Annotated in this window: 8 protein-coding genes; 5 read left to right on the top strand and 3 right to left on the bottom strand. The window is 68.7% G+C overall.

The window, feature by feature from the left end:
- Positions 1-470: 470 nt before the first annotated feature.
- From E7Z53_RS14830 to E7Z53_RS14815, 4 genes are all read left to right on the top strand, one after another.
- Positions 471-1913, top strand: coding sequence for a hypothetical protein (locus tag E7Z53_RS14830; protein WP_176338066.1), 1443 nt, complete (start codon positions 471-473; stop codon positions 1911-1913).
- A 128-nt stretch (positions 1914-2041) separates the two neighbouring features.
- A complete protein-coding gene (gene pelF / locus E7Z53_RS14825; RefSeq protein ID WP_176338065.1) occupies positions 2042-3760 on the top strand; it encodes a GT4 family glycosyltransferase PelF in 1719 nt (572 codons plus the stop codon).
- On the top strand, positions 3757-4821 hold the full coding sequence (locus E7Z53_RS14820) for a putative glycoside hydrolase (RefSeq protein ID WP_095650408.1): 1065 nt from the start codon (positions 3757-3759) through the stop codon (positions 4819-4821). Before pelF ends, E7Z53_RS14820 begins: the two co-directional genes overlap by 4 nt.
- A 56-nt stretch (positions 4822-4877) precedes the next feature.
- Positions 4878-6335: a hypothetical protein gene (locus tag E7Z53_RS14815; RefSeq protein WP_176338064.1), complete on the top strand. Its 1458-nt coding sequence runs from the start codon at positions 4878-4880 to the stop codon at positions 6333-6335.
- A gap of 47 nt (positions 6336-6382) precedes the next feature.
- Here the strand turns inward: E7Z53_RS14815 and E7Z53_RS14810 are convergent, their stop codons facing one another.
- The gene (locus tag E7Z53_RS14810) at positions 6383-7660 is read right to left on the bottom strand and encodes a M28 family metallopeptidase (RefSeq protein WP_176338063.1); all 1278 of its coding nucleotides are present in this window, start codon (positions 7658-7660) and stop codon (positions 6383-6385) included.
- Between the two features lie 10 nt (positions 7661-7670).
- Positions 7671-9860 carry a M36 family metallopeptidase gene (locus tag E7Z53_RS14805; protein WP_176338062.1) on the bottom strand — a complete coding sequence of 730 codons (2190 nt, stop codon included), beginning with the start codon at positions 9858-9860 and terminating at the stop codon, positions 7671-7673.
- 255 nt (positions 9861-10115) lie between these two features.
- Between E7Z53_RS14805 and E7Z53_RS14800 the strand changes: the two genes are divergently transcribed.
- Complete coding sequence (locus E7Z53_RS14800) at positions 10116-10361, top strand: hypothetical protein (RefSeq protein WP_035926627.1); 246 nt, start codon at positions 10116-10118, stop codon at positions 10359-10361.
- A gap of 91 nt (positions 10362-10452) precedes the next feature.
- Here the strand turns inward: E7Z53_RS14800 and E7Z53_RS14795 are convergent, their stop codons facing one another.
- The gene (locus E7Z53_RS14795) at positions 10453-11064 is read right to left on the bottom strand and encodes an arsenate reductase/protein-tyrosine-phosphatase family protein (protein ID WP_095650413.1); all 612 of its coding nucleotides are present in this window, start codon (positions 11062-11064) and stop codon (positions 10453-10455) included.
- Positions 11065-11151 lie beyond the last annotated feature (87 nt).

The raw sequence follows: 11151 nt of genomic DNA, 5'->3' as shown, positions 1-11151 counted from the left end.
TACGGCCTTCCGGACCGTCCGGGGGTTGCTGTTTCCACTCATGCGCTCAAGTTAGCTATGCGATGGAGAGGGTTTCCAAACCGTGACGTCACGCTTCGCGGTGCACGACAGACTTTCCCGGATCTACACGTGATCCGGGTATGTGTACCGGTGGAACTCCGTGCATGTCCCCGTGGAAGGGGACAAATGATCGGGCCCATGCTTCTTGCGGGTTCCACCCACTGTCCTGCCGCAGGGGCTCGGTCTGGGCCTACAACCCCCACATCGACGCGTTCCTCCGACCGCGGATCGACAGATGGGTCGCCGCCCATGCTCCGACCTCAGGAGAGATTGATCACTTCTTTTGCTTCTGCACGCCATTGACCGTCATGCTGGCTCCGCGACGACATTCCAGGTCAGATCGCATTTCAGTTCATCGGGGCGTTGCTGTGACGGGGGTCGCAGGCGCTGCCCGATTCGCAGGGGGAAGCATGAGATCGATCCAGTCCTTGATCCACGACGCCTACAGTCGGCGCCGCACCGCAGTCATTGCGATGGCGTTGTCGCTGACGATTCTCGTGCCGACCGTCGTCGAGCACCTTGTCCGACCCAGCCTGACTTTGCTGGCTCTGGCCGGCGGCCTTCTCGTCGTCGGTGTCGTAGCGGTGATGATGCGTGGCGGCACCTCCGGACCGGTCGATGACGACGCGGAGTCACCGGTCAGCTCCCGGGGCGGGGTGAACCTCCTGCTGTACCTCTCCCCGGTGATCTTCCTCAACATCGTCTTCCCGCTGGTCAGTCCGCGCATGGCGGAGTCTGCGATCGGCGGGGTGCAGTTGACCTACGTCGTGCTGGCCTCGTCCATCACCGTTCCCTGGTTGGCCCAGGCAGCGTGCATGCCCGCCTACCGTGCCATCGGCGGCCTGATGGCCGAGCGTGACATGGCGCAGATCACCCGCCGATTCTGCGAGGTGTGGCCGGCAATGTTCCTTCAGACGCTGCCGCTGGTCGGCTTGTTCGCCGTGCCGCTGTGGCTGGCCACCGGATGGTCGGCACAGGCCATGGGCGCCTACCTCGTCCTGTGCGGAGCGCACGTGCTGTTCGTGCAGTCCCTGGTCCTGGCCAACGTCGGGGAACGGCGCGGCCTGTGGGCTCTGGCCTGGGGCGCATACGCCGTGGCGCTGGTGCTGGCGCCGACGTTGTGGATCCTGCCGCCAGTGCTGGCCGCTGCGACCCAGATCGCGGCGATGGGCAAGCGCCTTGTCCACGTCCGGTCCTTCGAACGCCTGGGGCACCGCAGCTTCGCCAGCGATGTCGTCAGGGGCCTGCTTCTCGGCTCGGTCCTGTGGGCGGACAAGTTCGTGCTGTTCCTGGTCACCGACGGCACTTTCCAAGTAGTCGTGGTGTTCATGGCCATGCTCCCGGCAGTGCTGGCCTACAACTTCTACTTCGTGAACCTCGCCCCGCACGTGGACCACGCCGTGGCCGGGCTGCACCGGGCGATCGAGCGCGAGCCTTTGCCGGTGCTGGCCTCGCACTCCACTTTGCTCAGCCACATCGTGGACCGTGCGGTGCTGCGCACCGCAGCCATCGGAATGGTGCTGACCCTGGCCGCCGCAATGCTGCTGGGGGGCCTGCAACCAGAACACGTCCTCCTGGCCGTCGCCGTGTCGGTGGCCTCTTGGACGTTCATGATGCTCACCCTGCTGGGCTACGAGCTGGACTACATCGGAGAGAAGATCACCGCCCAGGTGCTCAGCGCCGTACACCTGCTCGTGTGCGTGCTGGCGTTCACAACGCTGGGCGCCAACGGCGCCTACGGCGTCCTGCTGGTAGCTGACCTCATGCTCGTCGCCGTGGCCTGGGGGCTGTACAAGCGTCACTGGGTCCAGCCGGAGTACACGCTGTTCTGGCGCCACGCCACCTCCTGGTAGTCACTTCCCGCAGACCCGACAGGATCGCCGGTCCTCGTCCGTTGCTGGACGACGACCCCGGTCAGCCACCGCGATTTTCGGCCGTGCCTACACCGGCCAAGACCAACTGCCCCTGAGGAGCCACTGGCATGTACCCGTTCACCATTTCTCGCGCCAAGCACCGCGCCACCGCCACCCCCACCGCCACCGCCACCGCCACCGATATCCTCGGCCTCTTGCCGGCCCAGCAGCGTCAACAGCAATACGTGGACGTGGACGTTGCCATCGTCATGGAATCCACCTATCCCTATCTCAAGGGTGGGGTGTCCGCTGTTGTCCACGACATCGTCATGGGGAATCCCGATCTCACGTACGGCATCATCCACATCTCCTGGGACTCCTCAAGTCCGCACGAGGACCTCTACGGCATGCCGGAGAACGTCAAGTGGGTGCGGGTGGTCTATCTGAGCATGCAGGAGCACCGGCACGACTTCATGGCCGTCCGGCCCAAGGATCTGGACATGAGCTCCGCCCAGCGCGCCGAGCTGTCGAACCGCATCTTCGACGCCTTGTACGCCTTGTCCGAGCGGCGGGAAACCGAGCCCCTGTGGCAGCTCATCGACGAAGGCCTCAACGAACGCACCCGACAGTACCCACTGTGGGCGATCCTCGGCTCCCGGGAGTTCATGCACGCCCTGACCGAGCGCATGCCCCAGCTGGGCCTGTCGCTGTCGGAGTCCTTCTGGGTGCTCCGCGGATTCTTCTCCCTGGCCTATGCGGTGCTCGGGGAGACCATGCCGAGAGCCCGCGTCTACCACGCGCACACCACCGGATACGCCTCGTTGCTGGGGGCCGCCGCCGCCCGGGACCACGGCACGTCCTTCCTGCTCACGGAGCACAATCTGTATGTGCGTGACACGGTCAACACACTGTTGGACCGGAACATGGCACTGTCCATCACCTCCAAGGACTATCGCACCTTCGACGTCACGGCCGAGCAGAGGGCCTGGATGGCGTGGTGGATCGAGATGGGGCACTTCTGCTACCCCAGCGCCGAGGTGATCACCTATCTGTATCCGACCGCGATCACCGAAGCCGCGGAACTGGGCACGGACATCGACAAGTCGGTGGTGCTGCCGAACGGCATGACCATCGAGGAGTTCGAGGAGAAGTACCACGCGCGCCAAGCAGCCGTGGAAAAAATTGCCGCGAGCCGGGACGACCACACCTGGAAGCTGGTCTACATCGCCCGGGTCGTGCCCATCAAGGGCCTGATGGACCTGCTCTCGAGCATGGAGATTCTCAAGCGGCACGGTTACCCGAACCTGCACCTGGACGTTCTCGGACCTACCGAACACGTGCCGGAGTACTACGAAGCCTGCCTCGCGAAGATCGAAAGCCTTGGCTTGGAAGACATGGTGACCATCCACGGCACGGTCAACGTCCGGGACATGCTGGACCAGTTCGACCTGCTGGTGCTGCCCAGCTACAACGAAGGCCAGCCCATCGTGGTGCTGGAGGCCATGGCCGCCGGCATCCCCACTGTCGGCACGAACGTGGGCGGCATGAGTCAGCTCGTCGCCGAGGACCTCCACACCGCCGATGGGCGGACCTGGGGGGCGTGCGGTGAACTCGTGTCCGCCGGCGATGTCGAGAACATGGCTCTTCAGATCCGCACCGTCATCGAGGACACGGAGCGCTACCGCACCTACTGCGCCAACGCCCGCGGCCGGGTCGAAGACTTCTTCCAGCTTCACGAAGTCATGGCCTCCTACAACCAGCTCTACCGCATGCTCGGGAACATGAACTCTGAGCGCAACTTCGAATACTGGGGCGAAGAGCACCTGACCCCAGAGAGGGCCTCGTGAGCGGCGTCGGCGCCTGGATCCGCTACGGCGATCCGATCACCTCCGAACAGATTGACTTCGCCGCGGAGCACTACCGCGCGGCGATCCTGCAGCCGTGGGAGCTGGCGGCCGCGGCCGAGCTGAAGAAGCGCCGACCGGACATGACCGTACTCTGCTACAAGTGCCTGTCCTCCACCCGCAGCTACGAGCCCGGCCCCCTCTACAGCTCCGGTGTCTCCTATGCCGAGGCGGACGAACAGTGGTTCGCCCGCCGTGTGGAGGGACAACGGATCGAGTGGGAACGCTATGGCGGTCACTGGCAGATGACCGTATGGTCATCCGCCTACCGGGCCCGGTGGGTGGAGAACGTCACCGAGGAACTCACCGACTCGCCTTTCGACGGTGTGATGGCCGACAACGACGTCTTCGACGACTACTACGGACTGCGACTTCCCATTGATGGTGCCCGCTCGATGGCCGACATCCGCGACGGACTCGACGAGCTCGTCCACGCCGCCGGTGAGTCTCTCAACGCCGTGGGAAAGGTCCTGGTCCCGAACATCGCAGAATCCCGCCGGCAACCCGGCCGGTGGAGCGCTCACGCTGCCTACGGCGGTGGGTTCGAGGAGGTGTGGCTGGGGTACAGCCCCACCGACCTCTTTGACCCGGACACCGCCGAGGCCCAGCTGTCCCAGGCAGACGGGCCGGGGCTCAGCATCCTCCGGGTTCCGACAGACGGCAACGACCAGCACCCCAACTTCCACTACGGACTTGCTGCGTTCTGGATCTTCGGCGCAGGGCGCGGGGCCTACTCGGCCACGGCGCACGACGACTACAACCAAACCCAGCACGTGACCGAGCTCGACTGGGACCTCGGCCGCCCCCTCCAGGACCCGGTCCGCAGAGGGCACAGCTGGTGGCGGGAGTTCACCGGAGGGTGGGCCGCCGTGAACTTGAACATGGACGGACGCCGGCGGCGCCGCCTCAAGGTTCCGGCAGGCATGGTCGATGCTCACGGCGAACCTGCCGGCCCCTCTCTGGTGCTGCCCCCGCACCGGGGGCGGATCCTGCGACGCGCCTGACCCGCCCGGGGATTCACCTACGCAACTAAGGCCAATGCGTAGTCCATGATGTGCACATGAAAACGATGGCCGTTGCCACGGTGCTGCTCACTGGCCTGCTCACCACCCTGACCATGGGACCCGCCCCACTGGTCACCGCTGAGTCGCCACGCACGGGGATCGGTAGCAAGTCCGGCGCCTTGCCGGCATACCTGCAGGGCTACCGGCAAGGCCAACTGCTGTGTCCAGGCGCTGACCTGGTGGGTGAAGTCTCCGTGGCGATCGTCGACCCCATGATGGCGACCACCGACGCACCCGGGGACTGCACTCTGAGCGATATGAAGGCCGCCAACCCGGACACCCAGTTCCTGGCCTACCTCAACGTCGGCGCGATGCGACCCTGGGAGCACTGGAACGGCATCTTCCAGAACTCCTGCGCCGACATGGGCAAGGCCCGCAGCACCGAGTTCGCCGTCACGACCGACAACCCGGCTGTGGCCACCACGCCCACAGGGCATGCCGGTTACCCCGACTTCTCGTACCTGACCGTCGCCGACCTCTCCCCCGCCTACGCCCAGGCCTGCGCGGAGACCGCCCACCGGATCCTCACCACCGATGCCGAACGCGGCACCACCGATGCCCCGCCGGCACGCTTCGACGGCATCTTCCTCGACGACACCGCGCTCTCACCGTCCCATGGTCAGGACATGGTCGACGTCGGTCAATGGGGCCCCTGGGCCGACGACGACGCCTATGGGCGGGCCATGATCGACGTGGTTGCACGCATTGACGGCGTTCTCACCGAATCCATGGGCACCGACGTCCCCGTGGCGATCAACCTGGGTCTCTACCCTGCCTGGAGCAACCAGGTGGACCTGGCCTTGGAGCTGGCAGCGACCGGCGCCGTCGACTTCGCACTGCGCGAGCACAGCATTGCCGAAAGCGACGGGCGCCCCTTTTCAGCGGAACGCCTGCACGAAGAGGCGGCAGCATTCCGAACCATCACCGCTGCGGGGCTGCCCATCGTCCAGCACGACTACTCTGTCCCGCTGCGCCAGTTGTCCCCTACGGCCTATGACCGTGGCCTCCCCCTCGACGGATCTGCAGTCTGTCTTCAAAACGACTCGGACGATCGGCAGCGGATTGTGGCCGCAGCGGACCAACGGCGGACCCTCGATCACCGGCTCACCCTGGGCAACGTCCTGCTCAACCGCACTCCGGAAACCTCCACCATGACAGCTACTCTCGGACAGGCCGAACCCGCGTGCCAGGACAACGCCTGGGACGACGACCGACGCTGGGAAGACGTCACTCGAGCGTCCGTGGACACCACAGACCCCCAGGTGACGGCGCTGACCGCTGCCGTCACAGGCTCCGCTCACCCGATCGCCGCGCCGATCCACGACAACGGCGTTCTCGTCACGAAGCTCTCCGACGGAAGGGTCCTGGCGGTCAACCACAACTCCGACAGCCGGAAGGTCTCCGCCTTCGGCACCAGCATGATCGTCCCGGGCCGGTCCGCCACTGTGGGCTGAACACGCCGTTGTCTGGCGGCTCCGGTGGCCGGAGCGCCGGCCCTGGCTCATGCCTGCCCGAGCGCCTGGACGAGGTAGGCGACGTTCATCCGCAGGATCTCGAGGGCGAGGTCGTGGTCGACGTGCTCCAGGGTGTCGCCGGCGGTGTGGATGCGGTCGTTGGCGCCGTCGGCCCCCTCGATCGTGAGCACGGCGGGGATGCCGGCGTCGAGGAACGGCACGTGATCGCTGTTGAAGGGCAGCAGACTGGTCTGCACGGTCAAGCCGGTGTGCTCCTGCGCCGCGGCGGCCAGCTCCTCCAGCACGGCCTGGGACGCGACGGCGCCCTCGAGCAGCACCGTGGGCGCGGGCGTGTTCCGGGACGCGATCATGTCCATGTTCACCACCGAGTGGATGCGGTCGCGGGCCTGCTGTTCCAGCTCGGCCACGTAGTGGCGGCTGCCGAACAGTCCCTGCTCCTCGCCCCCGAAGAGGATGAGCCGCAGGTCGCGGGCTCCGGGGTGGTCGCGCAGGGCCCGGGCGACGGTAAGCACCCCGGCGGCGCCGGAGCCGTTGTCGTCGGCGCCCGGTGCAGGGGCGTCGGCGCCGTCCCGGACGTTGATCGAGTCGAGGTGCGCCGTGACGAGCACCGTGCGGCCGTCGCCGCCGCGACCCGGCCGCTCGGCGATGAGGTTCTGCGTGCTCCCGCCGTGGAGGGCCACCGTCTGGGTCCGGGTCGCGAAGCCCAGTCCGCGCAGCACGCCCTCGGCCCAGTCGAGGACGGTGCCAAATTCGGGGCTCGCCGAGTGCCGCGTCCGGAAACCGGCGAGCGCGCGCAGGTCCGCCGCGAACGCGTCCCGGGACACGGCGGCTGCGCGCGGCTCCGCCACGGCCCGCGTCCCTGCCGATGCCGGTGCCGGTGGCCGCTGCGCGAACACCACGGTGTTCGCCGGCAGGGGGCGGACGCCGAAGCACGGCAGGTGCCGCTCGGACGGCTCGACGATCCTCCCGGCCTCGGCGGGGTCGAGGTCGACGACGAGATAGCGTCCCCGGTCGAGCAGGACCGGGACCTCGGGGTGGGTCTGCTGGAACTGGCGGCCGTTCTGGATCACCAGGTGTAGGCGGGCGGCCGGGACCTCGATCCGCTCCGCGGGGGCGCGGCCGGCGGCCGTCCGCTCCAGCTGGGCCGGCGCCCCGGTCACCAGGAGCGTGTCGCCGAGCCGCGTCCAAGTGGCGCCGGCGTCCGCGGCCGCGGCGGTCAGTGCCCGCAGCGCGTCCGGCGCCACGACGCGGGGCCCGTCGTCGTTCCCCGGCGTCTTTCCTGACTCGAAGCGGAGGGCCGTCATGGTGCGCCTCCTACGGCGTGCTGAAGCTCTCGACCACGCCCGCGAGCGACGTGGAGGTGCTGGGCGGGGACACGGCGCCGGCGCCCAGGCCGCGCTTGGCGAAACCGCGCCACACCGCGCCGAGGTCGGCGGGGTTCAGGGCGGCGACCGCGGTGACGATGCCGTCGCGCGCCAGCGTGAAGGTCGGCATGCTGGGCGTGAGCTTGAGCCCGCCGACCACGTACTCGAGCACGCGGCGCTCGGCCTCGGCGTGGCCGTGGGCGGCGACGAGGTTGACGAACACCTCCCACAGGGCGGCGCACCAGACCTCGCCGGCATTGTGCACCTCGCTGTTCGGCCCGCCGCCGTGCGGACGGCGCGGCGGGCCGGCCGGGAGCACCACCCCGTTGCTGATGTTCTTGAACGTCAGCGGGTTCTTGCTCAGGTCCGCGGAGTAGGGGTAGCGGCGGATCGAGAAGTAGTAGTTGTCCTTGAACGTGGGGGTGAGGTCGGTCCACCCGCCGGCGGGGAAGGCGCCGGTGCCGAAGTCGTCGGTGGCCTGGGAGGTCATGGTGATCGCGAAGAAGTCGCCCCAGCCCTCGCCCATCGCCCGGCCCTGCTGGTTGGCCAGCCCGGTGGCGTTGCCGACGAGACGGTTGGTGATGTAGTGGCCCAGCTCGTGGTAGGTGATCAGCGCGTCGAAGTTGCTGGTGCGGGACGGGAGCGGGGCCACGCCGCGGAACTCGTACATCTGCATCCGCGGGCTGGCGCCGTCGGCCGGGGTCTGCATGTTGGCGTTGTCGGTGCCGCTGAAGTCGTTGCCCTCGGCCAGGATCGGGTCCCCGCCGAGGCCCGCCCCCGTGAGGTTCACCTGCTGGGCGTTGCCGGCCGCCTCGTCGAAGCCCGCCTCGTACCAGCGGTCGTGCAGCCAGTTCACGTGGAAGAACATCCCGACGAGACTGGCCTGCAGATTGGTGGGGTCGCTCGCGGGCCGGGCGTGGTCGTAGGCGTGGTCGAAGGTGCGCGCCCTGGTGGCCCGGCCGTCCACGTCACCGGAGCTGCTCCCGTCCGGGGCCCGGACGTCCGCGTAGGCGATGCAGTTGTTGCCGCGGGTGGTCGAGGCGCCCTCGGGCAGCCACGGGGCGCCCGGGAGCAGGCTCTCGAGCGTGACCAGCCGGTCGGGGATGGTGGGAGCCTGGAACCCGTCCGGGCGCCCGGTCGGGTGCGGCGACCCGGGCGCCGGGCCGTCCTCAGGGCGGAACAGGGCGTCCCCCGTGTTGAACACCCGGTAGGTGAAAGCGGCGTCCGCCCGCAGGTTCTTCCGGAACAGCACCTCCGGCTCCCCGAGGGCGTCGATCACAAAGCTGTACGCCGGGTAGCCCTCGATCCAGAGCTCGAGGTAGTAGCCGGGGGTGAACTGCTCCTGCCCCAGCGGGAACAGCACGTCCTTCACCCGGACCTCCCGCTCGAACGCCGGCCGCCCGGCGCCGGCCAGTTCGGTGCCAGCCGATTCGGTGTCGGTCGGCTCGGCGCCGGCCGGTTCGGTGAAGCGGTAGAACCGGTAGCCGCCACCGGCGGTGTCGCCGGTCTCAGTACCCCCGGCGTCCTCGGCGCTCGCCGCGCTCGCCGTGCTCGTCCCGGTGAAGGCCGTGGCGGGGTACTCGACCCCGGTCAGGTCGAACGCCGCCACCGCGATCGCCTCCTCCGCCGTGGTGACGCCGGTGGTGGTGCTGGCCGCGCGGGCACCGGCCGCCTGCGCGGCGCCGGGAAAGAACTGGCCGGCCACGGACATCACGTCGCCGTCCGGTCCGATCGCGGCTGTTGCCTCGGAGTTGAAGACCTCCAGGCCGTCGGCCCGCTGCACGAGCTGCACCGTGCGCAGCCCCCGTCCGCTCACCGACACGATGGTGACGCCCTGCGCGTCCGCCTCGGACAGCCGCCACAGGTCGCCGTGCTCGGTGACGAAGCGCTGGACGGTCTCCTCCGGCGATGCGCCCGCCTCCCCCGACAGCCCGGCGGCCGGGGCCCGCCGTGCGATGCGGTTCGGCAGCGCGGTCGCCTGGTCGTAGTCCACCTCCAGGTCGCCGAGCTGCGCGTCCATTCGGAGGTGGCCCGGCGACCCAGGAGCCGGAGCAGCCGGCGGCGCGGTGCCACGGGCGTTCCGGACGCCGGCGTCGTACAGCGCGTGGAAGTCCTCCGGGAGTGCTCGGTCAGCGGCCATCAGGAACTCCTCGCGAATGATCAGTGCAGCACCCGGTCATCGTCCACGGGACCGGGAACGGGTTCTCCTCGCAGGCGTGGCCGACCTGAGCTCCATTAAGGAACCGGTCCCGTTCATCGGTCAAGCAGCGAACAGGCGTGTGACGTGCCCGTTCGTCCTCCTCGCCACCGCCCCGCACCGGCGGAGCGCGTCGAACACGGCGGTTGGCGTCAAGTGCATCTTGACACGCCCGGGGTGGTCGGGCACGTTGAGGACATGGAGGTTCGCGGATCCGCACGTAAGCGCACGGGACTGGACGAGCTCGACGTGTCGTCGCACCCCGCTCGTGACGCCGTGCACTTCCGGCGCATCCTGGCCGCTCGGCAGCACATCACCGAGGCGGAGAACGAACTGCGGGAGGCGGTGAAGGCCGCCCGTGCGGCCGGCGACTCCTGGGCCTTGATCGGTTCCGCTCTCGACACGACGCGCCAAGCGGCCCAGCAGAGGTTCGGTCAGGACTGAACGACCGCGCGGTCGGTGCAGGACTCCCCGCCCCACAAGGCGCCCCACCCGGGTGGAACAGGCACCCGCGCAAAACACACCTGACGCAGTACTACTCTGCCACCGGCGCGGGCTCCGCGTAGCGGCGTTCGAAGGCGAGGATCGCGTCCGTGGCCTCGAACAACTCGTCCGCCATCTGCTGGAGCACAGCGTCCTCCTGGCGGTAGGGGTCGATCACGTCGTTGCGCTCGGGGTGGCGCACCGGCACCCGCTGCCGCAGCCGCGGCGCCTGCTGGACCAGCCAGGCCCAGCGCTCGGCACGGTCGGACGGCACCGCGCGGTCGAGCTCCGGGTCGGTGGAGAGGTACTGCAGGATCCGGGCGAACTCCCGCAGGGTGAAGACCTTCTTCAGCAGCCGCGGTGACTGCTGGAGCACCGGCTGGGTGTGCTCCCGGGCCATCACGAGCACCAGGTCGATGTCCTTCAGCACGTCCGGGGTGACCTGCCGGGCCCGGTGCGCGGCGGCGGCCTCCAGGCCGCGGTCCTGGGCCAGCCTGCCCACCCGCTGCTCGAAGCCCTCGTCCACCAGCGCGTGCATCCCGGCGCTCGTCACCTCGAAGCCGCCGGGCGAGATCTCGTTGAGGCCGTGGTCGAGCTCGACCGCCGCCATGGGCGAGCGGCACACGTTGCCCGTGCAGACCGTCAGGATGCGCGTGGGGGCCATGGTTCTCCTCTGGGGGGTCGAGTCCGGTTCATCGTATCCGGCACCGGGTCCTGAGCTGGGTCTTCGCCCACCCACCGGGATCGCGCC

Source organism: Kocuria salina, assembly GCF_013368965.1.
Taxonomy (GTDB): domain Bacteria; phylum Actinomycetota; class Actinomycetes; order Actinomycetales; family Micrococcaceae; genus Kocuria; species Kocuria rosea.
This window is presented reverse-complemented; position numbering and strand designations above follow the sequence as displayed.

What these genes read in the sequence shown, in the direction of transcription:
- E7Z53_RS14815 (WP_176338064.1), top strand. Translation starts at nt 4,878, where the DNA reads ATGAAAACGATGGCCGTTGCCACGGTGCTGCTCACTGGCCTGCTCACC.
- pelF (WP_176338065.1), top strand. Translation starts at nt 2,042, where the DNA reads ATGTACCCGTTCACCATTTCTCGCGCCAAGCACCGCGCCACCGCCACC.
- E7Z53_RS14830 (WP_176338066.1), top strand. Translation starts at nt 471, where the DNA reads ATGAGATCGATCCAGTCCTTGATCCACGACGCCTACAGTCGGCGCCGC.
- E7Z53_RS14810 (WP_176338063.1), bottom strand. Translation starts at nt 7,660, where the DNA reads ATGACGGCCCTCCGCTTCGAGTCAGGAAAGACGCCGGGGAACGACGAC.
- E7Z53_RS14800 (WP_035926627.1), top strand. Translation starts at nt 10,116, where the DNA reads ATGGAGGTTCGCGGATCCGCACGTAAGCGCACGGGACTGGACGAGCTC.
- E7Z53_RS14795 (WP_095650413.1), bottom strand. Translation starts at nt 11,064, where the DNA reads ATGGCCCCCACGCGCATCCTGACGGTCTGCACGGGCAACGTGTGCCGC.
- E7Z53_RS14805 (WP_176338062.1), bottom strand. Translation starts at nt 9,860, where the DNA reads ATGGCCGCTGACCGAGCACTCCCGGAGGACTTCCACGCGCTGTACGAC.